Origin of the sequence: Stenotrophomonas ginsengisoli, assembly GCF_001431485.1 — a bacterium.
GTDB classification, from domain to species: Bacteria; Pseudomonadota; Gammaproteobacteria; order Xanthomonadales; family Xanthomonadaceae; genus Stenotrophomonas; species Stenotrophomonas ginsengisoli.
The window spans coordinates 50,825-74,310 of the sequence record NZ_LDJM01000022.1 but is presented as its reverse complement, the minus strand read 5'-3'; the positions used below and the strand labels follow the sequence as shown (position 1 = coordinate 74,310).

The 23,486-nt window shown below is 67.3% G+C and carries 21 protein-coding genes; 13 read left to right on the top strand and 8 right to left on the bottom strand.

Translation table 11 applies throughout. The annotated features are described in order from the left end of the window. Nucleotides 1–39: 39 nt before the first annotated feature. Both ABB30_RS09675 and ABB30_RS09670 read left to right on the top strand, forming a co-directional pair. Nucleotides 40–1,887 carry a peptidoglycan-binding protein gene (locus ABB30_RS09675; RefSeq protein WP_057638107.1) on the top strand — a complete coding sequence of 616 codons (1,848 nt, stop codon included), beginning with the start codon at nt 40–42 and terminating at the stop codon, nt 1,885–1,887. Nucleotides 1,888–1,973: 86 nt separating this feature from the next. Next, the gene (locus ABB30_RS09670; protein ID WP_057638106.1) at nt 1,974–2,453 is read left to right on the top strand and encodes an Mpo1 family 2-hydroxy fatty acid dioxygenase; all 480 of its coding nucleotides are present in this window, start codon (nt 1,974–1,976) and stop codon (nt 2,451–2,453) included. Here the strand turns inward: ABB30_RS09670 and ABB30_RS09665 are convergent. Beyond that, nucleotides 2,447–3,334: an NAD-dependent epimerase/dehydratase family protein gene (locus tag ABB30_RS09665; protein ID WP_425477394.1), complete on the bottom strand. Its 888-nt coding sequence runs from the start codon at nt 3,332–3,334 to the stop codon at nt 2,447–2,449. The genes ABB30_RS09670 and ABB30_RS09665 overlap by 7 nt on opposite strands. Before the next feature lie 65 nt (nt 3,335–3,399). Between ABB30_RS09665 and ABB30_RS09660 the strand changes: the two genes are divergently transcribed. The 9 genes from ABB30_RS09660 to ABB30_RS09620 all read left to right on the top strand — a co-directional run bounded on the left by ABB30_RS09660 (nt 3,400) and on the right by ABB30_RS09620 (nt 11,605). Then, a complete protein-coding gene (locus ABB30_RS09660) occupies nt 3,400–4,320 on the top strand; it encodes a universal stress protein (RefSeq protein ID WP_057638104.1) in 921 nt (306 codons plus the stop codon). 80 nt (nt 4,321–4,400) lie between these two features. Continuing rightward, nucleotides 4,401–7,232 (top strand): monovalent cation/H+ antiporter subunit A, encoded by a 2,832-nt coding sequence (locus tag ABB30_RS09655; RefSeq protein WP_057638103.1) that lies wholly within the window; start codon nt 4,401–4,403, stop codon nt 7,230–7,232. Beyond that, on the top strand, nt 7,232–7,621 hold the full coding sequence (locus tag ABB30_RS09650) for a Na+/H+ antiporter subunit C (protein ID WP_057638102.1): 390 nt from the start codon (nt 7,232–7,234) through the stop codon (nt 7,619–7,621). The genes ABB30_RS09655 and ABB30_RS09650 overlap by 1 nt, the downstream gene beginning before the upstream one ends. Beyond that, nucleotides 7,618–9,159, top strand: coding sequence for a monovalent cation/H+ antiporter subunit D (locus ABB30_RS09645; protein ID WP_057638101.1), 1,542 nt, complete (start codon nt 7,618–7,620; stop codon nt 9,157–9,159). The genes ABB30_RS09650 and ABB30_RS09645 overlap by 4 nt, the downstream gene beginning before the upstream one ends. Further along, nucleotides 9,156–9,659: a Na+/H+ antiporter subunit E gene (locus tag ABB30_RS09640; protein WP_057638100.1), complete on the top strand. Its 504-nt coding sequence runs from the start codon at nt 9,156–9,158 to the stop codon at nt 9,657–9,659. Before ABB30_RS09645 ends, ABB30_RS09640 begins: the two co-directional genes overlap by 4 nt. After that, nucleotides 9,656–9,940: a K+/H+ antiporter subunit F gene (locus tag ABB30_RS09635; protein ID WP_057638099.1), complete on the top strand. Its 285-nt coding sequence runs from the start codon at nt 9,656–9,658 to the stop codon at nt 9,938–9,940. The genes ABB30_RS09640 and ABB30_RS09635 overlap by 4 nt, the downstream gene beginning before the upstream one ends. Then, entirely contained in the window at nt 9,937–10,329 is a 393-nt protein-coding gene (locus tag ABB30_RS09630; protein ID WP_057638098.1) for a Na+/H+ antiporter subunit G, read from the top strand. The genes ABB30_RS09635 and ABB30_RS09630 overlap by 4 nt, the downstream gene beginning before the upstream one ends. Nucleotides 10,330–10,689: 360 nt before the next feature. Then, nucleotides 10,690–10,995, top strand: a complete 306-nt coding sequence (locus ABB30_RS09625; protein ID WP_057638097.1) for a hypothetical protein — start codon at nt 10,690–10,692, stop codon at nt 10,993–10,995. A gap of 10 nt (nt 10,996–11,005) precedes the next feature. After that, nucleotides 11,006–11,605 (top strand): hypothetical protein, encoded by a 600-nt coding sequence (locus tag ABB30_RS09620; RefSeq protein WP_152980684.1) that lies wholly within the window; start codon nt 11,006–11,008, stop codon nt 11,603–11,605. Here the strand turns inward: ABB30_RS09620 and hmgA are convergent. Genes hmgA through hppD form a run of 3 tightly spaced genes read right to left on the bottom strand, consistent with a single transcriptional unit; the run spans nt 11,554 to nt 14,481 of the window. Next, entirely contained in the window at nt 11,554–12,849 is a 1,296-nt protein-coding gene (gene hmgA / locus ABB30_RS09615) for a homogentisate 1,2-dioxygenase (RefSeq protein ID WP_057638140.1), read from the bottom strand. The genes ABB30_RS09620 and hmgA overlap by 52 nt on opposite strands. Nucleotides 12,850–12,890: 41 nt before the next feature. After that, a complete protein-coding gene (locus tag ABB30_RS09610; protein ID WP_057638095.1) occupies nt 12,891–13,349 on the bottom strand; it encodes a hypothetical protein in 459 nt (152 codons plus the stop codon). A gap of 31 nt (nt 13,350–13,380) precedes the next feature. Then, on the bottom strand, nt 13,381–14,481 hold the full coding sequence (gene hppD, locus ABB30_RS09605) for a 4-hydroxyphenylpyruvate dioxygenase (RefSeq protein ID WP_338062348.1): 1,101 nt from the start codon (nt 14,479–14,481) through the stop codon (nt 13,381–13,383). Nucleotides 14,482–14,600: 119 nt separating this feature from the next. On the opposite strand from hppD, the gene ABB30_RS09600 reads away from it, so the two are divergent. Further along, entirely contained in the window at nt 14,601–15,083 is a 483-nt protein-coding gene (locus ABB30_RS09600) for a MarR family winged helix-turn-helix transcriptional regulator (protein WP_057638093.1), read from the top strand. 25 nt (nt 15,084–15,108) lie between these two features. Here the strand turns inward: ABB30_RS09600 and ABB30_RS09595 are convergent, their stop codons facing one another. From ABB30_RS09595 to ABB30_RS16260, 4 genes are all read right to left on the bottom strand, one after another. Further along, on the bottom strand, nt 15,109–16,290 hold the full coding sequence (locus tag ABB30_RS09595; protein ID WP_083489796.1) for a hypothetical protein: 1,182 nt from the start codon (nt 16,288–16,290) through the stop codon (nt 15,109–15,111). Between the two features lie 140 nt (nt 16,291–16,430). Continuing rightward, nucleotides 16,431–17,939, bottom strand: a complete 1,509-nt coding sequence (locus ABB30_RS09590; RefSeq protein WP_057638091.1) for a peptide MFS transporter — start codon at nt 17,937–17,939, stop codon at nt 16,431–16,433. Between the two features lie 128 nt (nt 17,940–18,067). After that, complete coding sequence (locus tag ABB30_RS09585) at nt 18,068–19,639, bottom strand: AbgT family transporter (RefSeq protein WP_057638090.1); 1,572 nt, start codon at nt 19,637–19,639, stop codon at nt 18,068–18,070. After that, nucleotides 19,636–19,866, bottom strand: a complete 231-nt coding sequence (locus ABB30_RS16260; protein ID WP_152980683.1) for a hypothetical protein — start codon at nt 19,864–19,866, stop codon at nt 19,636–19,638. The genes ABB30_RS09585 and ABB30_RS16260 overlap by 4 nt, the downstream gene beginning before the upstream one ends. Between ABB30_RS16260 and ABB30_RS09580 the strand changes: the two genes are divergently transcribed. Next, nucleotides 19,865–23,413 (top strand): lamin tail domain-containing protein, encoded by a 3,549-nt coding sequence (locus ABB30_RS09580; protein WP_057638089.1) that lies wholly within the window; start codon nt 19,865–19,867, stop codon nt 23,411–23,413. The genes ABB30_RS16260 and ABB30_RS09580 overlap by 2 nt on opposite strands. Nucleotides 23,414–23,486 lie beyond the last annotated feature (73 nt).

The following is a 23,486-nucleotide window of genomic DNA, read 5'->3' as shown; positions in this document are numbered from 1 at the left end:
CCGGTCCATCCATGTTGCTGAAAACACAGGAGCGTCACCATGGCAACCGATAGACAGAACCACCTGCTGCAGACGGCGTACAACGCCGGTATCACCTCGCCGAAGGAACTGGCCAACTTCATGGCCCAGGTCGGCCACGAATCAGGCAACCTGAGCCGCCTGAACGAGAGTTTCCGCTACACCAAGAGTGCCGAGCAGGTCAGCTCGGTGGTGCGCTCGGCCATGCGCGAAGGCCGCGCCAGCCTGGAGGAGGCCCGCCTGGAAGCCCTGGATGGCAAGCCCCAGGCCCTGGCCGAACTGATGTACGGCGGCCGCATGGGCAATGACCAGCCCGGTGATGGCTACCAGTACCGTGGCCGTGGCTATATCCAGCTCACCGGCAAGAACCAGTACGAGGCCGCCGGCCAGGCCCTGGGCATGGACCTGGTCAAGAACCCGGACCTGGCTGCCGAGCCTGAAAATGCGGCACGCATTGCCGTGTGGTACTGGCAGCAGAACGTGCCGGCACAGACCCGCGAAAATGTGCGCACGGCCGGTGCCGCGATCAATGGCGCCAACCCGCCCAACGGCCTGGCCGACCGCGAACAGAAGTTCGACAGCTGGCAGGCACGCCTGACCCCGGAGCTGATGGGCACCCTGCAGGCAGGTTCGCTGGGGCGCGGCACTCCGGCACCGGCTGCACCGGCCATCCCCGCGCCCGGCACCGGCAGCCCGGCCGCCACCACGCCCGGCAATGACCTGCTCAACGAAACCCGCAAGCATTTCTTCGAATCCGGCCGGCAGTACGAATACGGCCGCCCGGATGTGCAGCTCAAGGCCGGCAATGACCGCAGCCGCCTGGAGCGCGACAGCGATGGCGATGGCCGCTTTGGTGTGGACTGCTCGGCCTTCGTCTGGCGTGGGCTGAAAAACGCCGGCTTCGCCGTTCCCGGTGACAGTGCGGCCAACTTCACCACCCATTCGTTGTTCGTGGGCAACAACCCGACCGCCTTTGCCAAGCAGAACTTCGACACCATTGCCGCCGGTGATGCACGCAAGCCCAACGGTGACCTGCAACCCGGTGACCTGATCCTGTTCAAGTCACGCAGCGGCAGCGGCCAGCATATCGGCGTGTTCTCCGGCTACGACCAGAACGGCAACATCAAGTACCTGGGTTCGCAGGTCAGTACCGGCCCGGACGAGGTCACCATCCGTCCTGGTGGCTACTGGGACGGCAAGACCATGGACATCGTCGGTGCACTGCGCCCGAAGGAATCCTTCCAGGTACGCGAGCCGGTGCATGGCAGCCAGGCCCCGGTCAGCGGCCGCGAGCCGGCCACCACGCTCTTGCGCGAAGGCAACCAGGGCAATGCCGTACAGACCCTGCAATCCCAGCTCAACCAACTGGGCTTCACCGATGGCCGTGGCCGTGCGCTGGCCACGGATGGCAAGTTCGGCAACAACACCGAGCAGGCGCTGGAGGCCTTCCAGAAGGCCAATGGGCTCAAGGCCGATGGCGTGGTCGGGCCGTTGACCCGTCAGGCGCTGGAAAATGCCCTGCAAAAAGCCCCGCAGCAGGCCACCCCGGCACCGGCTGCATCCCTGCAGGACATGCCGCTGTTCCAGAAGCTCAAGGGCTGCATGCCTGACGGGCTGTCCCTGGAGAAGATCGGCCAGGCCACCACCTGTGCGATCAAGGCCGGCATCGACAGCGCCGAAAAGGTCCAGCAGGTGCACGTCAACGGCAACATGGCCCACGTGATCGGCACCACCGCCGGTTTCCGTGCCAGTGTTGACCTGGCAGCCAATCCGCCCTCGCTGGAAGCCAGCAACCAGCAGCTGCTGGCCCTGAACCAGGAGCGCGAACAGCAGCGCAGCCAAAGCCAGGCCGCCACCCTGTCCGCCTGATCACGGCCACAGGCCACGCTGCCCTGCAGCGTGGCCTGTCTGCTGCAATCCCGTTACCCTCCTCGGCAACACCGGCGGAGGCCACCATGTCACCCACCCTGTCTGCACGTCTGGCACAGCTGTTTGCCAGCTACAACGGCGACCATCGCAACGCCACCAACCAGGCCATCCATGTGATTGCCGTGCCGGCCATTGCCTGGTCGGTGATTGCCCTGCTGTGGTGCGTGCCGCCGCTGATCACCTGGTTCAAGCCCGGCGTCTGGGCCGCAGTGGCCATGTTCGCGGCCTGGTGCTGGTACAACCGGCAATCACGCAGCCTGGGCTACGGCATGCTGGCCGCCTTCTTCCTGGCCGCCATGAGCTGCCGCGTGATCGAGCAGCAGCTGGGGCTGCACATCCTGTGGAAACTGGCCCTGGGCGTGTTCGTGATCGCCTGGATTGCCCAGTTCATCGGCCACCATATCGAGGGCAAACGCCCGAGCTTCCTGACCGACCTGGTGTACCTGCTGGTTGGACCGGTCTGGGTCCTGGCCAAGGCCTACCGCAAGCTCGGCTGGGCTTACTGATCCATGCCCAGCTCGGCAGGATTCGGGGCAAACCCGCGCGGCGCGTAGCCGAAATCACGTTGCGCCGGGCCGATGTCGAACACCAGGTCCTGCTGCATGCGTGCCTGCATGGCTGGACCGAAACCAGCCATTTTTCCGCTGGCCGCAGCAACACGGACCAACAGGCTGAAAAATGCACCCGGTACGCACCACAGCCGAGGCTGGCCCGGCAATGCGGCCAGCACCTGCCGTACCATCTGCTGATAGCTCAACACCTGGCCGCCCCCCAGTGCGTAGACCTGGCCATGGCTGGTCGGGCAATCAATCACCGCCATCGCTGCTGACGCCAGATCCGATACATGTACCGGCTGGCGCTTGCCGCGTGCACTGTTGGGCAACACAAACAGTCCCCAGCGCCCTGCCAGTGCGGCAATGCGGCTCAAGCTGCGGTCCATGCCCGCCCCCCAGACCAGGGTCGGACGCAACAATGTCGCAGCAGTCTGCACGGTCAAGGCACGTGTCAGCACCGCCTGCTCCCCGGCAGCCAGACGGGCGGCCAGGTCACGCTCGAAAGGATCCTGCGAATCCTGCTTGACCATGACACTGGTCGAACTGAAGGCAATGACCCGAGGACACTGCAGCGCGGCGTGAGCATACCACTGCGAAAATGCATCCAGCGGGCCGCAACTGAAGACCACATCGACAACCGCCGGCAATGCCGGTGGCTCGCCCAGACTGCCCTGCAACCAGTGCACACCGGCTGGCGAAGAGCGCTGCTGACGTGACACGGCGTGGACATGCCAGCCATCGCGTACCAGGCGTGTCACCAGCTCGGTACCAATTTGTCCGCTGGCACCAAACACCAAGGCAGTTCGCGGCGGATTTTCAGCTGTCATTGGCATCTGCAGAGCATACCCGCTGACCAACCGATAGACTGGCATCCTGTTCATGCCCGCAGGATGCCCCCATGCCCATCGCTCCGCCGCAGATGCCCCGCAGCCTGCTGCTGGCCACTGACCTGGGTGCCCGCTGTGACCGTGCCCTGGAACGCGCCCTGGACCTGGCCCGGCGCTGGCAGGCGCAACTGGTGGTGGTCAGCGTGCTGCCGCCGCTGGAACAGCACGAGCTGAGCGAGGAGCTGTTCGGCCAGGCCGACTGGGGCCCTTCGCTGGGCCCGCTGCAGTACGCCCAGCGCCGCCTGCAACGTGATCTGGGCGAGCTGGCCGCCGGGGTGGAGGTGAGCCTGCGCCTGGAGCAGGGCGCGGTGGGCCCGGCCATTGCCCGGGTCGCGCAGGAAACAGGCTGCGGCCTGGTCATCACCGGGCTGGCCCGCGATGCCATCTTCGAACAGCCGCGGCTGGGCTCCACCGTGACCTGGCTGGCCCGGCACAGCGAGGTCCCGGTGCTGCTGGTGCGCAACCGCGCCCACCAGGCCTACCGCAGCATGGTGCTGGCCAACGACCACTCGGCGCACTGCCAGCATGCCCTGCACACCGCGCTGGAACTGTTCGGCGAACCGCTGCAGCTGAGCCTGGTGCACGCCCTGGAACTGCCCCGGGCCGGCCTGCTCACGACCCCGTACACACAGCTGGAAGAGCAGGCCCGGCGTCAGGCCGAACAGGACGGCCGCAGCTTCCTGGCCGGCTGCCGGATCGACGATGCGCTGCGCCAGCGCACGCAGCTGGTCAGCGATGACGGCGAGCCAGCACGGGTGGTCAGCCGCTACGCGCGTGACCACGACAGCGACCTGGTGGTGATCGGCACCCATGGCCGCAGCACCCTGTCGCACCTGCTGCTGGGCAGCGATGCACAGCGTCTGCTGGCACAGGCGCAGACCGACACCCTGCTGGTACGCCGCCCGGCCGCTGCTACCGACAAAGCTGAATAATCCATTAAAAAAACACTGTCTTCGTGTAAAAACAGGCTGTTAGACTGGCCGGCCTGCCAGCGGAATGACGTACTCCCTGCATGCCGTCCATGCTCTTGCTGCTGTTGATCCTCCCCTTCCTCGCCGCCACCGCCCTGGCGGTGACGCCGCGCCTGTCACGCAACCAGGCAGGCTGGCTGGCCTTGTCGGCACCGGTCATCGGCCTGGGCATCCTGTCCCTGCTCACCCCCGGGGTGTTCGACGGCGCGGTGCACAAGATCAGTTATCCCTGGGTCGAGTCGCTGGGGCTGCACATCACCCTGCGCATGGATGGCCTGGCCTGGATGTTCGCCGGGCTGGTGCTGGGCATCGGCGCGCTGGTGGTGCAGTACGGCCGCCATTACCTGGCCCCGGAGGACAGCGCACAGCGCTTTTTCTGCTACCTGATGCTGTTCATGGGCGCCATGCTGGGCATGGTGATCTCCGGCAACCTGCTGCTGCTGATGGTGCTGTGGGAGCTGACCTCGATCAGCTCGTTCCTGCTGATCGGCTTCTGGTCACACCGCAAGGATGCCCGCGAGGGCGCGCGCATGGCCTTGATCATCACCGGCGGCGGCGGCCTGGCCCTGCTCGGCGGCGTGCTGTTGATCGGCCGCATTGTCGGCAGCTATGACCTGGATGCGGTGCTGGCCGCCGGCGATGTGATCCGCGCCAGCGCCCTGTATCCCTACGCCCTGGCCCTGGTGCTGATCGGCATCTTCACCAAGAGCGCGCAGTTCCCGTTCCACTTCTGGCTGCCGCATGCGATGGCCGCGCCGACCCCGGTCTCGGCCTACCTGCACTCGGCCACCATGGTCAAAGCCGGCGTGTTCCTGCTTGCCCGCCTGCACCCGGCCCTGGCCGGCACCGACCTGTTCACCTATGTGGTGTGCTCGGTCGGCGCCACCACCCTGCTGATCGGCGCGGTCAATGCGCTGCTGCAGCATGACCTGAAGGGCGTTCTGGCCTATTCCACCATCTCCCATCTGGGCCTGATCACCCTGCTGTTCGGCCTGTCCGCGCCGATGGCGGTGGTGGCCGGTGTGTTCCACATCCTCAACCACGCCACCTTCAAGGCCTCGCTGTTCATGGCCGCCGGCATCGTTGACCACGAAACCCACACCCGCGACCTGCGCCGCCTCGGCGGGCTCAAAGCACTGATGCCGGTGACCGCGCTGCTGACCGTGGTCGGCAGCCTGGCCATGGCCGGCTTCCCCCTGCTCAACGGCTTTTTGTCCAAGGAAATGCTGCTGGCCGAAGTGCTGGTGGCCCCCGGCCCGGCCGGCTTCCGCAACGCCCTGATCGCCGCCGCCGCACTGGCCGGCCTGCTCGGCGCCGCCTACAGCCTGCGCATGGTCTGGGAAACCTTCTTCGGCAAGGGCCCGCGCGAGGTGGACGGCCATCCGCACGACCCGCCGGCCGGGATGTGGATCCCGGTCGCTATCCTGGTGGCCCTGTGCCTGGCCGTGGGCATCGCCCCGGCCCTGATCGCCGGCCCGACCCTGCATACCGCCGCCGGCGCGATCCTCGGCGCGGCCCAGCCGGACTACCACCTGGCCCTGTGGCACGGCATCAACACCCCGCTGCTGATCAGCCTGGGTGGCATTGCCGGCGGCATCGCCCTGTATCTGGGCGTGCGCAAGCTCGCCGCGGTCTACCGCAGCACCCCGCGCTCGCAGGGCAAGGCGGCCTTTGACCGCCTGCTGCTGGCCCTGTTCACCGCCACCAACCGCAGCACCCAGTGGCTGGCCAACGGCAGCCTGCAGCGCATGCTCGGCGCCCTGTTCGTGGTCGCCATCTGCGTGGGCGCTGCCCCTTGGGTGGGCGAGAACGTGGTGCGGCCGACCTGGCCGGCACCGCAGCCGCTGCCCCTGCTGGGCTGGCTGCTGTGGGTGGTGATGATGGCCTGCGCGGTGGCCGGCCTGTTCCTGTACCGCCAGCGCCTGCTGGCCGTGCTGGTGATCGGCGGCACCGGGCTGATGGTGAGCATGGTGTTCGTGTTCCTGTCCGCACCGGATCTGGCCCTGACCCAGCTGATGGTGGAAATGGTCACCCTGGTGCTGATGCTGCTGGGCATGAACTACCTGCCGGCCACCTCGCCGGGCGAGCGCTCGCGCTGGAAGATCCGCCGCGACGCGGTGATCGCCATTGCCGGTGGTGCCGGCATGGCCGCCCTGGCCTATACCGCGATGACCTTGCCGCCCAACACCATCTCTGGCGAGATGCTCGCCCGCGCCCTGCCCGAGGCCTATGGCAGCAACGTGGTCAACGTCATCCTGGTGGACTTCCGCGGCTTTGATACCTTCGGCGAGATCACCGTGTTCGGCATTGCCGCGCTGGTGGTGCACGCCATGCTGCGGCGCAGCCGCATGGCCCCGGAGCAGATCATGCCCGGCCCGCCGCTGCAGCTGCCGGTACCGGCCGACCTGGCCCAGATCATGTTCCCGCTGACCCTGACGGTATCCATCTTCATCTTCCTGCGTGGCCACAACGCCCCGGGTGGCGGCTTCATCGCCGGCCTGATCCTGGCCGTGCCGCTGCTGATCCAGTACGTGATCCAGGGCACCGCCTCGGTGGAATCGCGCTTCGGCTTTGACTATGTGCGCCTGATCGGTGTCGGTCTTCTGGTGGCCATCGTCTCGGGCATGGCCTCGATGCTGTTCGGGGTGCCGTTCCTGACCTCCGGCCATGCCGACCTGGACCTGCCGCTGATCGGCCATGTGCCGCTGGCCAGCGCCATGGGCTTTGACACCGGCGTCTACCTGGTGGTGTTTGGCGGGGTGATGCTGATCCTGTCGATGATGGGCACGATCAAGCCCTCGCGTACCCATATCGCCCGTCACGGGCAAATCGATGTCAACCGCCGTTCGGCGCGCACCGGGGAGATGCACTGATGGAACTGGCCCTGGCAAGCGCGATCGGCGTGCTCGGCGCGATCGGTATCTACCTGTGCCTGCGCGCGCGCAGCTTTGACGTCATCCTCGGCATGACCTTCCTGTCCTACGCCACCAACCTGCTGATCTTTGCCGGTGGCCGCCTGGTCTCGGGCAAGGCCCCGGTCCTGCGTGACGGTCTGGAAAGCACAGCCAACAACTACACCGACCCGCTGCCGCAGGCCCTGGTGCTGACCGCCATCGTGATCGCCTTTGCGATGACCGCGGTGTCGATCGTGCTGGCCATGCGCAGCCGCGCCGACAACCACTCCGACCATGTCGATGCACACGAGCCGGACGCGCCCAGCCCGCGCAACCGTGCGGTCAGCGATGCGGAGGAGCAGGCATGAACCACCTGCCGATCCTGCCGATCCTGCTGCCGGTCATTGGCGGTGCGGTATCGCTGTTCGTCGAACACCGTCGCTACGGGCCGGTGGTACAGCGCTCGGTGGCCTGGGCCTCGATGGCCGCGCTGGCCATTGCCGTGGCCCTGCTGGCCGCCAGCACCGCCGATGGCAGCATCAGCGCCTACCTGCTGGGCGACTGGCCGGCACGCCTGGGCATCGCCCTGGTGGCCGACCGGCTGTCCAGCTGGATGCTGCTCACCACCCTGTTGCTGGCGGCCTGCTGCCTGCTGCATGCCTGTGCCGGCTGGGACCGCCGGGCGCCGCACTTCCATGCCCTGTTCCAGTTCCAGCTGGCCGGCATCAACGGTGCCTTCCTGACCGGCGACATCTTCAACCTGTTCGTGTTCTTCGAGGTGATGCTGATCGCCTCCTACGGCCTGCTGCTGTCCGGCGGGCGCGGCCTGCGCATGCGCATCGGCCTGCACTACGTGGTGTTCAACGTCACCGCCTCGACCCTGTTCCTGATCGCCCTGGGCCTGCTGTATGCGGTGCTCGGCTCGCTCAACATGGCCGAACTGGGCCCGCGCATTGCCGCCCTGCCGGCCGACCACCAGGCCCTGGCCGGCAGTGCCCTGGGCCTGCTGCTGCTGGTGTTCTGCGCCAAGGCCGCGCTGGGGCCGATGTACCTGTGGCTGCCCGAGGCCTACACCCGCGCTCCGGCGGCGGTGGCCGCGCTGTTTGCGATCATGACCAAGGTCGGCCTGTACGCGGTGCTGCGCATCTCCAGCCTGTGGTTCGGCGAGGGCGCCGGTGCGTTTGCCGGCTTTGCCCAGGACGTGCTGCTGTGGGCGGGCATCATCACCGTGATCATTGCCGCCTTCGGCGTGCTTGGCTCCACCCGCCTGCGCATGATGATCTCCTACCTGGTGGTGCTGTCGGCATCGACCCTGTTCATCGCCTTTGCCCTGGGCAGCCCCGGCACCATCGCCGCCGGCCTGTACTACCTGCCGCATTCCACCTTCGTGGCCGCCGCCCTGTTCCTGGTCGCCGACCTGATCCGCCGCCGCCGCGGTGGCGCCAGCGACCACAAGGACGTGATTGCCCCGCTGCCGGGCAAGTCCATTCCCAGCCTGCTGTTCCTGGTGGCCGCGGTGGCCATTGCCGGCCTGCCGCCGCTGTCCGGCTTCCTGGCCAAGGCCGCCCTGCTGGCGGCGGTGCCGCCGCAGTGGAGCGCCGTCATCTGGGCCACCATCCTGGGCAGCAGCCTGCTGGTGATCATCGGCATCACCCGCGCCGGCATCCGCCTGTTCTGGCGCGTGCCCGGTGATGATGACCATGTGCCGCATCCCAACCCGGCCGCCGCGCCGGCGCGACCGACCGAGACCGTGGCCACCGTGCTGTTGCTGCTGCTGGTGGTGGGCATGACCGTGGCGGCCGGCCCGCTGATGCGCCACACCGGCGCCATCGCCGGACAGCTGCTGCAACCGACGCAGTACATCGAGCAGGTCCCCACCACCGAGCTGGAGATCCGCCGCCCATGAGACGTCCTTCCCTGCTGCGGCGGGCCTTCCCGTCCTGGACCCTGTCGCTGACCATCCTGGCCTTCTGGCTGATGCTGGCCGACAGCTTCAGCACCGGCCAGTTCCTGTTCGGTGCCCTGCTCGGCCTGGTGATTCCGCTGTTTGCCGCGCGCATCGACCGCGAGTTCGCCCGCATCGGCAAGCTGCGGGTGATCCCCAAGCTGCTGGCGGTGACCCTGTGGGACATCCTGGTCTCCAACCTGCGCGTGGCCCGCCAGGTGCTGGGCAAGGAAGAGCGGCTCAATTCCGGCTTCATCTGGATGCCGCTGCAGATCAACAACATCCACGGCATCGCCGCGCTGACCAGCATGATCACCCTGACCCCGGGCACGGTCTCGGTGGCCCTGTCCAATGACCGTCGCCACCTGCTGATCCACGTGCTGCACATCGAGGACGAGGCGGCGATGGTGGCCGAGATCAAGCACCGCTACGAACAACCGTTGATGGAGCTGTTCCCATGAATGCCAACCTGATCATCGAGACCACCATCGTGGTCTGCATGCATGGCGTCGGCGTGGCCATGCTGCTGGCCCTGTGGCGGCTGCTGCGCGGGCCCACCGTGCCCGACCGCATCCTCGCCCTGGACACCCTGTCGGTCACCGCCATTGCCCTGCTGATGCTGTTCGGCATGCACCTGGATTCGCCGATCTACTTCGAGGCGGCACTGGTGATCGCCATGCTCGGTTTCTGCTCCACCGTGGTGCTGTCCAAGTACGTGCTGCGCCGGGATATCGTCGAATGAACTACGAAGACCTGTTCAAGATCCTGCTGTCCGGGGTGCTGCTGTTCGGCACCTTCTTCATCGTCATCGGTGCCTTCGGCCTGGTGAAGCTGGACGATTTCTTCCGCCGCCTGCATGCCCCGACCAAGGCCTCCACCCTGGGCGTGGGCTGCATCCTTGCCGCCTCGGTGGGCTACCACCTGGTGCTGGGCGAGGACCCGCAGCCGCGCGAGCTGCTGATCACCGTGTTCCTGTTCATCACCGCCCCGGTCAGTGCCCACCTGATGGCCAAGGCCGCACTGTCGCTGATGATCGACAAGCGCCCGCTGCCGCCGCAGGCCGACCCGGACCAGGGCCAGTGCACGCTGCCGCTGCCGGCCGAGCACCCGGAAAAGCAGGACCGCTGCTGAGCCATTGCCGCGTCCGCGATTGCCGGGCGCATGGCCATTGACCCGCCGCCATGGCCGTGGCGCAGTATCGGCATGCGTGCCCGCAGCAGCGCATCGACAGCCTGGATCGGCGCAGACACGCCGCGCACAGCAGCAACCAGGCACCCGCCCCGTCGCAAAGCTCCCGCCATCGGCGCCGGGGCCAGTGATCCACTGCGCGCCCAGGGCCGCCACGGCGCTGACTGCCCCGTGCTGCCCCGGGCGGGGCTGCACATACCCGGCTGCTGCCCAAACCAGCACACCAACACCAAGACTCGGCAAAGCCAGTCCGCGCGCCGGCGGGCATCCTGCCCGCCCCGAACTCCCGCGCGAGCCCGGCCCATGTTCCTGCTCCCGATGCCGTCCGGCCTGGCCGGATCACCTGACCTGTTGGCATCCCGCGCTGCCCAGGCAGCCGACACCCTGGTCAACGCCCTGCACGCTGGCCTGCAAACCCTGCTGATGCCGCTGTTGTGGCTGCCACTGCTGTCGGTGCTGGTGTTGACCACGCTGGTACTGCTGCGCAGCCTGCGCGCCCGTGGGCGCCTGGCCGTGCTGGCCACTGCGGTGGCCTGCGTGGTGCTGTTGCCCCAGGCCAACGCACAGGGCTGGCTGCAGGACATGACCCGGCTTGCCCTGTCGCTGTAAGGAGATGTCCATGGCCAGCAGCCAACCGCCCACCCCTGCCCTGCAGCCGCACCTGCGCCTGGGCAAGACCGCCCAGGCCTACAACAGCCTGCAGCACAACGTGCGCGGCGAACTGAGCCTGCTGCAGCGTCGGGCCCTGATCCTGGCCGATGGCCAGCGCAGCGTGCAGGAGCTGGGCCAGCTGCTCGGGCCCGGCAGCGGCGCGGTGCTGGAACTGCTGTACCAGCGTGGCTACCTGCATGAGCACGGCAACGGCCGCTACATCACCCCGGCCTCGGGCGTGATCAGCCAGGGCCGCCCTGCCCCGCGGCCGGAGCGCAGCTTCGAGGCTGCCCGCCAGCACCTGCTGGATCTGGTCGGCCAGCATGCCGAGCCGGTGGCACGCGGTTGGGAATGGCAACTGCAACAAGCCGGCGAAGGCGATGCCGGCTTGCGCATCCTGGCCAGCGTGCTGGATTGCCTGGCCCCGGCCATGGGCGAACGCACCGCCGACGAGGCCGAACGCAAGTTGCCCCAGCTGCTGCCGTATGCGCAGCTGGAGCGCCTGGAGCAGCTGCGTCAGTCCGCAGCGAAGCCCGCGGTCAAGCCACTCCAGCACTTCTGGTACTGAGCCTGGCGGTGCGCGGCGGTCAACGCCTGCGCGGCAGGGCGGATGATGCCGCGGCTTTCGAACATGAAGGCCATGGTGTCGCTGATCACGTCCGGCTTGGACAGATCGGCGTTGCTGGCCTTGTCGAAGGTCGCCGCATCCGGGCCATGCCCGCTCATGCAGTTGTGCAGTGAACTGCCACCGGGCACGAAGCCCTCGGCCTTGGCGTCGTAGGCGCCATGGATCAGGCCCATGAACTCGCTGGCGATGTTGCGGTGGAACCACGGCGGACGGAAGGTGTCCTGGGCCACCAGCCAGCGCGGCGGGAAGATCACAAAGTCGATGTTGCTGGTGCCGGGCGTATCGCTGGGCGAATGCAGAACCAGAAAGATCGACGGGTCCGGGTGGTCGAAGCTGATCGAGCCGATGGTGTTGAAGCGGCGCAGGTCGTAGCGGTACGGCGCGTAGTTGCCGTGCCAGCCCACCACATCCAGCGGGCTGTGGCCGATGTCGGCACGCCACAGGGCACCATCGAACTTGGCCACCAGCTCGAAATCCCCCTCCCGCTGCTCGAAGGCCGCCTGCGGGGTTTCAAAGTCACGCGGGTTGGCCAGGCCATTGGCGCCGATCGGGCCCAGGTCGGGCAGCTTGAGCAGCGCCCCGAAGTTCTCGCAGACATAGCCACGGGCGCTGCCATCGGGCAGGTCCACGGCAAAGCGCAGCCCACGCGGGATCACGGCAATCTGCTGCGGCTCGATCTCCAGCACCCCCAGCTCGGTGCGAAGCAGCAAGCGACCGGCCTGCGGCACGATCAGCATTTCGGCATCGGCGTTGTAGAAAAAACGCGCCGGCATCGAGGCACTGGCCGCATACAGGTGGATGCCCAGGCCGGTATGCGCGGCCGGGCCGCCATTGCCGCCCATGGTGTACAGGCCATCGATGAAATCCACCCCGGGCGCGGCGTCGGGCAACGGGTTCCAGCGCAGCTGGTCCGGCGGTGCCGGGCTGGCAAAATCGTTGTGGAAAGCCCCGGCCGGCAAGGCCGAGAAGCTGCCGTGCATCACCGACGGGCGGATGCGGTACAGCCAGCTGCGCCGGTTGGCCCCGCGCGGGGCGGTAAAGGCGCTGCCGGTGAGCTGTTCGGCATACAGGCCATGGGCCACCTTCTGCGGCGAGTTGCGCCCCAGCGGCAAGGTGCCGGGCACCGCCTCGGTGGCGAATTCGTTGCCGAAGCCGGTCATGTAGGCGGTGTGGTTCTGGGGCATGGTCTGGCTCACATGGAAAGCCCGGTCAGGGGCGGTCGCAATCAGCCGGCGCTGGCCGCCGGCGCCACCTGCAGGCCCAGCTCGGCGGCCAGGCTCAGGATGCGCGCGGTATCAGCACGGCGGACAATGAAGGTGTACACGTCGTCATCGAAGAAGTTGCCCCACAGCAGCAGCTCGTAGGGCTTGGCTCGGCCGGCCAGCTGCGCGTCCAGCCACTGGAAATATTCCTCCAGCGGCATCTGCGCATCGGTCAGGGCCGCCAGCGGGGCGGCGAACTGCTCGCTGATTTCCTCGTGCAGCTGCCCGGCCTGATGGCCCACGGCGAAGTAATCGCCCAGCTCGGCCAGCACCGCGAACTGCATGTACTCGGCCTCGCTGTCGCCCTCGATCCAGTCCAGCTCCGGATCCATCGGCGAGGCCTTGATCCGCGACACCGCGTCGGCCAGTTCCTTGCCCTGCATGTCATCGCAGGTCAGCAGGGTGATCAGTTCGCTCAACATGGCACAGTTACTCGCTAAAGGGCTGGCAACCTTACAGCACGCCGCGGCGCATCTGGTCGCGTTCGATCGATTCGAACAGGGCCTGGAAATTGCCCTCGCCAAAACCTTCGTTGCCCTTGCGCTGGATGATCTCGAAGAAGATCGGGCCGAATGCGTTCTGGGTGAAGATCTGCAGCAGCTTGCGGGTCTTGGTCTCCGGGTCGGCGTCGATCAGGATTGCGTTGCGGCGCAGGCGCTCCACATCCTCGCCATGGCCCGGCACGCGCACGTCGATCACGTCGAAATAGGTCTGCGGGGTATCCAGGAAGGCCACCCCGGCCGCGCGCATGGCTTCCACGCTGGCGTAGATGTCATTGGTGAACAGGGCGATGTGCTGGATGCCCTCGCCGTTGTAGGCACGCAGGTATTCATTGATCTGGCTCTTCTCGTCGGAGGACTCGTTGAGCGGGATGCGCACGATGCCGTCCGGCGCGGTCATCGCCTTGGACAGCAGGCCGGTCTTGGCGCCCTTGATGTCGAAGTAGCGGATCTCGCGGAAGTTGAACAGCTTCTCGTAGTAGTCCGACCAGCGCGCCATGTTGCCCAGGAACAGGTTGTGGGTCAGGTGGTCGATGAAGGTCAGGCCGAAGCCCACCGGGTGCTGGTCCACCCCGTCCAGCGGCTCGAAATCGGCATACACATCCTCGCTGCCGTCATCGACCAGATACAGCATGCAGTCGCCGATGCCCTTGATCACCGGGAAGTCCACCGCACGGCTTTCCAGCGCGTCGGCAAACACTTCCCCGCCATTGCCCAGGGCATGGGCCAGCACCTGGTCCGGCGCGGTCTTGAAGCGGATCGCAAAGCCGCAGGCCGACGGCCCGTGGGCAGCGGCAAACTCGGCGGCAAAACCACTGCTTTCCTGGTTGAGCAGGAAGTTGATGGTGCCCTGACGGAACAGGGTGATGGCGCGCTTGCGGTGCTGTGCGATGGCGGTGAAACCCAGGCTGCGCAGGTACTGCGCCATGCCGGCAGCCTGCCCTTCGGGGGCGGCGAATTCGACGAATTCAAAGCCGTTGATGCCCATCGGGTTGTCGAAAGTAGTGACAACCATCCCCGGATCGGGCGAGGTGTGGGAAAGTACGCTGTTCATGGATTACCTCCGCTGGCCATCCCGTTACCGCGCCGGCATCCGGGAGGAATGACATTGATCCCCGTAGGGTTGCCAAGGTTATAGTTACACATGAAACCACCAGCAAGGTGCACTGCAGCATGAGCAAGCCTGAAGCCAGCGTTCCCTCCCGCGTTTTGCTGGACCTGGAACAGTTTTTGCCGTTCCGCCTGAGCGTGTTGTCCAACCGCGTCAGCGCCAACATTGCCCGCCTGTACGGCGAGCGTTACGGCCTGGCCATCCCGGAATGGCGGGTGATCACCATCCTGGCGCTGTATCCGGGCTCCTCGGCCAGCGAGGTCTCCGACCATTCGGCGATGGACAAGGTGGCCGTCTCGCGCGCCGTGGCCCGCCTGCTGGAACGCGGCTTCATCAAGCGCGAGACCCACGGCGATGACCGCCGCCGCTCGGTGCTGGCCCTGTCGGCGGCCGGCTACGAGGTCTACGAGACGATTGCGCCGATGGTGCTGGAGATGGAGCGCCGCCTGATGAGCGTGCTCAGCGAGGAAGAAGAGGCGCTGCTGGAGACCCTGGTGCTGCGCCTGGGCGAACACGGCGTGGCGCGGATGCCGCCACAGGAATGAGGTGCTGCCGGCCCGCGAGGCCGGCTCAGTTCACGTCACGCTGGCGCGCGATCACCCACGGCACCGCCAGCGCGGCCACCGCGCCGCCGGCAAAGCCGAGGATCGCCGCCACCGCGGCCGCTTCAATGGCGCGCGGCAGGGCCAGCATGGCCAGCAGCAGGAACAGCACCGGCAGGCCGATGAAGCTGGACAGGAAGAAGCGCCAGCGCGGCACCCAGTTGCGCATCTGCAGCAGGTTGGTGCTGACCCAGCGCATGCCCAGCGCCTCGCGCGTGAGCCGCTGCGACAGCGCGGCCAGGTCCACTTCCGGCACGCCCTTGCCACGGCATTCGGCCAGGGCCTGGGCCACCGCTTCGACCGGCGGCCAGCTCTCCGGCCACGGCTTGGGCTCGGCCACGCCATAGCCATTGAGCAGGGGCACGCTGAGCCAGTGTGCCTCCAGCCGGCGCAGCTGACGCTGGTCCAGCACGCACCACACCTGCGAATGCCCGCCCGGGGCCACCGCGTACAGCGCCAGCTGGCTGGGGGAGGGATAGGCCAGCGCGGTGACCCGCGCGGCCATGCTGGCCGCGCCCATCTGGCGCAGGAAGCCGACCCGCGACTTGCCCTGGGTGGGTACGCAAAGGCCCAGCGGCGAAATCAGGCTGACCTCGGCCAGGTCCGGCTTGCCGGTGATGGCACGTTCGTCTGCCCCCAGGCGCTCGGCCAGCGCCCGCGGCCGGGCCACCTGGCTGCGGCCCCAGCGGCTGTCATCGCCCAGGGTGTACTTGAGGTTGACCCGGCCGGCGGCCACCTGGCCCTGGCCGTTTTCCGGAATGAACGGCAGCACCGACTGCACGAAGGCGGACAGGTCGATGCTGCGCCCGTCCAGGCCCAGCCAGGACACCGGCCACAGGCCATCGAGCTGGCCCTCGCGCACGATCGCGTCGATGCGCTGCTTCTGCACCACCAGCCGCGCCACCGCGGTCTGCAGGCGCAGGTTGTCGGGAATGGTCACCGCCGGCAGGCGCCATTGCCCCCACTGCGGCTCGCCCTCGTCGGCGATCCCGCCTTCCGGCCCGTCCTGCTCCGGGTCCAGCTCCGGTGCATCGCCCTGCCCCAGCACGGCATCGGGCGGGGCGTGGTCGTCGAGCAGGCTGGCCACGGGCGGCAGCGACACGGTGGTCGCTTCGGTCAACGGCGCGGGGGCAAGTGCAGTGTCGGACATGGGGCCAGGGCGGTAGCGACAGTGATGGGCCGCCAAGGCGTCCCTGACCGGGTTAGCGGCCGCCGGTGGATTTTCTTGATCCACAAAAAAGCGGCGCCCGTTGCCGGACGCCGCCTTGCAGGTCACCTGCGGGCAGGGACTTACTTGACCCCGTGCATCAGCTTGTTGACCAGCGGAGCGATCAGGAACAGGACCACGCCAGCGCCAACCAGTGCATAGAAGCCGAAGGTGTAGCCGGACTGCGCCGAGGCCGCGGTCATGCCGTCCTCGCCGCTGACCTTGCCGGCGAAGATACCGGCCAGGTTGTTGCCGATGGCGATGGACAGGAACCAGCAGCCCATGGCCATGCCGCTCAGGCGTGCCGGAGCCAGCTTGGTGGTCATCGACAGGCCGATCGGCGACAGGCACAGCTCACCGATGGACTGGATCACATACACCGCGAACAGGGTCCAGAACGGAATCTTGCCGCTGCCATCGACCATGCTCGACAGGGCCACCATCAGCAGCAGGAAGGCCAGGCCGTTGAAGATCAGGCCCAGGCCGAACTTGCGCGGGATCGACGGATTGGCGCGGCCCATCTTGACCCACATCCAGGCCATGACCGGGGCAAAGGCGATGATGGCCACCGAGTTGACCGACTGGAACCATTCCAGCGGGAAGGTCCAGCTGCCGAATTCGCGGTTGACGATCTTGTCGGCGAGGAAGGTGAACGAGCTGCCGGCCTGTTCGAAGAACATCCAGAACAGCACGTTGAACACGAAGATGATCAGCATCGCGATCACCATGTCGCGGGCCACCTTGCCGCCGCGGATGCCTTCGATGAGCAACATCACCGCCGGCACCACGAACAGCGTCATCAGGATGGTCTGCAGGATGCTGGCATCGATGGTGAGCAGGAAGAAGAACAGCGGGATGCCGACCAACGCACCGAGGATGGCGACCATCAGCACGCGGCCGATGCCCTGCTGGCCGGCAGCCGGCAGGCCGATGCCCTTGAGCTGGCTGCGGCCGAACCAGAACCAGACCAGGCTCAGCAGCATGCCGATGCCGGCGCTGATGAACACCCACTGGTAGTGCGGGTCATCATTGGTGCCGAACACCTGGCGGGCGAGCCAGCCGGTGATCACCGGCGCAATCATCGCGCCGATGTTGATGCCCATGTAGAAAATGGTGAAACCCGCATCGCGGCGGCTGTCGCCCTGCAGGTACAGCTTGCCGACCATGGTGGAGATGATCGGCTTGAACAAGCCGTTGCCGACGATGATCGTGGCCAGGCCCAGCTTGAACACCACGTCGGTGGGCGAGGTCAGCATGAACAGGCCGACGGCCATGAACAGCGCCCCGAGCAGGATCGAGCGCTGGAAGCCGATCAGCTTGTCGGCCACGTAACCGCCGAAGATCGCACCGGCATACACCAGCGCCAGGTAGGCGCCGTACAGTTCGGCGGCCGGCTTCTCACCGGCGGCATCGCCGCCGTGGAACTGGGCCACGATGTACAGCACCATCGCCCAGCGGATGCCGTAGAACGCGAAGCGTTCCCAGAATTCGGACATGAACAGCATCCACAGCGGCTTGGGATGGCCGAGGATGGTCTGGAATTCCGGCAGCGGCGCCGGTGGTGATTCGGTGGTCGGCGCAGTAGCGCTCATGCGGGTGTCCCCAAAAAACAGTTCAGTGAAAGACGAACCCCGGCCGGGGCCGGGGGGCTGGAGGAGGATTACCGACCCTCGCGGCCGGCGTCAAATGCGCCGCGGCCCGGATCCGGGCCGCAACCTGTTCAGCCGGCCGGATAGGCGTAGCTGGCGCCGATCCCCAGCGGGATGCCCAGGCCCCAGAAGGCCAGCAGCAGCAGGGTCCAGAAGAAGGTCAGGGCAATGGAGTACGGCACCATGATCGAGACCAGGGTGCCGATGCCGGCGCCGGTGACATAGCGCTGGCAGAACACCACGATCAGCGGGAAGTACGGCATCAGCGGGGTCAGGATGGTGGTCATCGAGTCACCCACCCGGTAGGCGGCCTGGGTCAGGTCCGGGGACACGCCCAGCTGCATCATCAGCGGCACCATGATCGGTGCCAGCAGCGCCCACTTGGCCGAGGCCGAGCCGATGAACAGGTTGACGATGCCGGTCATCGCGATCAGGCCGATGATGGTCAGCCACATCGGCAAGCCCAGACCCTTGAGGAAATCCGCGCCCTCCACCGCCATCAGGGTGCCCAGGCCCGAGCCGTTGAAGCCGGCCAGGAACTGGGCGATGAAGAAGGCGATGACGATGTAGTAGCCCATGCCGGCCATCGACTTGCTCATCGCCCCGATCACGTCGCGGTGGGTCTTGAAGCTGCCGGCCACATAGCCGTAGACCACGCCGGGCAGCAGGAAGAACACGAAGATCAGCGAGACGATGGACTGCATCACCGGCGCGGCGGCCACCAGCAGCGGGTGGCTGCCTTCGGGCACGGCCCCGGCGGCGGCCCGCCACGGGCTGGATTCGGGCAGCAGGGTGGCCACGAACAACACCGCGGCCACCACCATCGCCGCCAGGGCCCAGCGCAGGCCACGGGCTTCCAGTGCGGTGAGCGGCTCCATCTTCGGCAGGTCAGCGGTGTTGCCGTCCAGCGTCATCGCCTGCAGGCGCGGCTCGACGATGCGGTCGGTGACAAACCAGCCGATGGCCACGATCAGGAAGGTCGAGACCGTGGTGAAGATCCAGTTGTTGAGCGGGTTGATCACCACCGACGGGTCCAGGATGTGCGCGGCGCCCTGGGTGAAGCCGGCCAGCATCGGGTCCAGCGAGGACGGAATGAACAGCGTGGCAGAGAAGCCACCGGAGACACCGCAGAAGGCGGCGGCAATACCGGCCAGCGGGTGGCGCCCGGCGGCGTAGAAGATCACCCCGCCCAGCGGGATCACCAGCACATAGCCGGCATCCACCGCCACGTGGGAGAGCACCGCCACCGCCACCAGGGCCGGCGTCAGCAGGGCCTTGGGGGTCACGCTCAAAGCCCGGCGCAGGCCGGCGTTGATGAAACCGGAGTGCTCGGCCACCCCCAGGCCGAGCATGGCCACCAGCACCACGCCCAGCGGCGCAAAGCCGAGGAACACCTTGACCATGTTGGCCATGAAGGCGGTCAGCGACTCACCGGACACCAGGTTGACCACCTTGATCGGCTCGCCGCTGCGCGGATCGATGGCCTCGAAGCTGATCCCGGACAACGCCCAGGACAGGCCCCACACGGCCAGCATCAGCAAGGCAAACAGGGCTGCCGGGTCAGGCAGGCGGTTGCCGGCCTTCTCGATCACGTCGAGAAAACGGGCCATCACGCCGCGCGGCGCGGTGATCGGAGCAGTCATCCGGTCAATTTTCCTTGCAAATCAAAGCGGTGAACTTGCCATTCATCTGCCAGCAGGGCAAGTGCCAGCCGCCCGCCGGCCATGCCAGAGGTTTTGCAGCCAAGCCCGGCTGCTGTCATATTCACGAACCATTTATGCGCCAGAATTTTGACGCAGCGCTGTTGCCGTTGTCGCAGCCCCTCGTATCCGCCCTTTCCCGTAATCCCTCTGCCAAGGAATGACTGCATGCGAATCTCCCCGCTCAGCGCCGCGTTAGCCGGCGTCCTGCTGTCCAGCAGTGCCCACGCCGATGTGGTCATCAGCCAGGTGTACGGCGGTGGCGGCAACACCGGTGCCACCCTGAAGAGCGACTTCATCGAGCTGCACAACAACGGCACCGCCGCGGTGAACCTGGCCGGCTGGAGCGTGCAGTACGCCGCGGCCACCGGCACCAGCTGGCAGACCACCCCGTTGAGCGGCAGCATCGCCGCCGGCGGCTACTACCTGATCAAGCAGGCCGACGGCACTGGCGGCACCGTGGCCCTGCCCACCGCCGATGCCACCGGCACCATTGCCATGGCCGGGGCCAATGCCAAGGTCGCCCTGGTCAACAGCACCAGTGCCCTGAGCGGCACCTGCCCCACGGCAGCGGTCGACTGGGTCGGCATCGGCACCGCCAACTGCGCCGAAGGCACCGTGGCCCCGGCGATGAGCAACACCCTGGCCATCGTGCGCGCCGACAACGGCTGCACCGACAGCAACAACAACGCCGCCGATTTCAGCACCGCCGCCCCGGCCCCGCGCAACAGCGCCAGCCCGGTGCATGTGTGCGGTGCCAATGGACAGATCGCCATCGGCGTGGCCTCGGTCAGCCAGGCCGAGGGCAACAGTGGCACCACCGCCTTTGTCTTCAACGTGACCCTCAACGCCCCGGCCGGTGCCGGCGGCGTGAGCCTGCAATATGCCACCCGTGATGGCAGCGCCAGCGCCGCCAGCGACTACATCGCCAGCTCCGGCACCCTGACCATTGCCGAAGGCCAGACCAGCGCCAGCATCACCGTGCAGGTCAATGGCGATACCGACACGGAGGCCGACGAGACCTTCTTCCTGGACATCAGCAACGTCCAGGGCGCCTTCCCGGGCAGCCTTGCCGCCACCGGCACCATCATCAATGACGATTTTGTCGCCCTGCCGATCAGTGCCATCCAGGGCAGCGGTGCGCGCTCGCCGTTCGAGGGCCAGGTGGTGACCACCCGCGGTGTGGTCACCGGTGTGCGTACCGCCGGCTACTTCATCCAGACCCCGGACAGCGAAGGCCCGCATGCGGCCGATGCCTCGCGCGGCATCTACGTCTACACCGGCGCCGCCCCGGCCGCGAACATCGTCCCGGGCACCCTGGTCGCGGTGCAGGGCACGGTGATCGAATACGTGCCCAGTGCCGACCCGCAGCAGCCGCCGCTGACCGAGCTCACCAACCCGACCACCACCGTGCTGGCCAGCGGCCAGCCGCTGCCGGCACCGATCGTGTTGACCACCGCCCTGCCGTCCGCCGAGGGCCCGATCGACCAGCTCGAGCGCTATGAAGGCATGCGCGTCACCGCTGCCAGCCTGACCGTCAACGCGCCGACCGGCGGCTCGGTCAACGAGACCCAGGCCAACGGTAGCGGCAATGGCGTGTTCCATGCCGTGGTCACCGGCGTGCAGCGCTCCTTCCGCGAGCCGGGCATCCAGCTGCCCGACGCCCTGCCGGCCAGTGCACCGGCCAACGTGCCGCGCTGGGATACCAACCCCGAACTGCTGGCCGTGAGCAGCGGCGCCATCGGTGCCGAGCGCCTGAACCTGGCCTCCAACTGCCGCGTGCTGGAAGTGACCGGCCCGCTGGACTACACCTTCCGTCGTTACACCCTCTATCCGGAGACCACGCCGGCGGTGGAATGCGACGGCTTTGACCAGCCCCGCCCGGCGGCCACCCCGCTGGCCGACGACATCAACGTGGCCACCTACAACCTGCAGCGCTTCTTCGACGATGTGAACGACCCGGCCATCGGCGAGCCGGTGCTCACCTCGGCCGCCTACGACAAGCGCTTGAACAAGGCCTCGCTGGCCGTGCGCAACTACCTGCACTTGCCCGACATCCTCGGTGCGGTGGAAGTGGAGAACCTGACCGTGCTGACCACCCTGGCCAACCGCATCAATGCCGATGCGGTGGCCAACGGCCAGCCCGACCCGCGCTATGTGGCCTACCTGATGGAAGGCAATGACGTTGGCGGCATCGATGTGGGCTTCCTGGTCAAGACCGCCGAGGTGGCCGCTGGCGTGCCGCGGGTGAGCGTGGGCGTGGTGGCCCAGCACGGCAAGGACACCAGCTGGACCGAGCCGGGCGGCACCAGCTCCCTGCTCAACGACCGCCCGCCGCTGTCGCTGGAGGCGGTGGTCAACTTCGCCGATGGCCGCCAGTTCCCGCTGACCGCGATCGTGGTCCACCAGCGCTCACTCAACGGCAACGAGACCGACGATGCCGCCGGCCAGCGCGTGCGCGCCAAGCGCCACCAGCAAGCGGTGTTCCTGGCCGAGCTGCTGCAGGCCCGGCAGAGCGCCAACCCGGCCGAGCGCGTGCTGGTGATGGGCGACTTCAACGCCTTCGAGTTCAACGACGGCTATGTCGATGCGATGGGCACCATCACCGGCCAGCCATCCGCCGATGATGAAACCATCGTCAGCGGCGACGGCGTGGATCTGGTCACCCCGGATTACCAGACCCTGACCTGGTTGCTGCCGGCCCATGACAGCTACAGCTACACATACGACGGCGTGGTGCAGTCGCTGGACCATGTGATTGCCAACAGCGCCATGCTCAACGCCGGGGATGTGGAAGACCTGCGCATCAGCCATGCCCGCATCAATGCCGATTTCCCGGAGACCGCCCGCAGCGACGGCAACACCCCGACCCGTCTGGCCGACCATGACCCGACCCTGGTCCTGATCCAGCTGGCGGTGCAGCAGTTCGCCGACCTCGGTGTGGCCGCCAATGCCGACATCTACACGGTACAAGCCGGGCAGCCGGTGAGCTTCACCGGCAGCGTCAGCAACAACGGCCCGGCCAGCGCCGAACAGGCCGCGGTGGCCCTGGTGTTCAATGCACCGGTCACCCCGGTGATGGGCAACCTGCCGGCCGGCTGGAACTGCGCCGCGCCGGTGGTCACCGCCACCACCACGGTGACCTGCACCATCAACACCCTGGCCGCCGGCGCCAGCGCCAGCTTCACCAGCACGGTGACCACCGGTGCCGACCTGGCCGGCAGCACCCTGAGCCTGGCCGTGGCCGCCAGCGCCCAGACCAGTGACCCGCAGCCGGCCAACAACAGCGCCGATGTGCATGTGCAGGTGACCCCGGCCGTGGTCCCGGCCGCGGACCTGTCGGTAAGCCTGTCCGGCCCGGCCAATGTGCCGTCCACCGGCCTGACCACCACGGTCAACGCCACGGTCAGCAACATCGGCCAGCTGGCCGCGGCCAACCCGGTGCTGCTGCTGGAAGGCAACACCCTGACCGCGACCTCCTCGGTGGTCGCCGCCCCGGGCTGGAGCTGCAGCAAGGTCACCGCCGGCAACCGCCAGGCCAGCTTCCGCTGCAGTGCCGCCAGCCTGGCCGCCGGTGCAAGCGCCAGCTTCAGCATCAAGGCCAACACCCGCCCGGTGCCGGCCAGCGGTGTGCTGCAGGTCAACGGCACGGCATCCACCAGCAGCAACGACAGTGATGCCGGCAACAACAGCGGCAGCTACAACGGCGCTTACTGAGCCGGGTTTTTCCTGTGAAAACAAAGGGTGCGGCCATCAGGCCGCACCCTTTTTGTCATCCGTACGGCGCTCA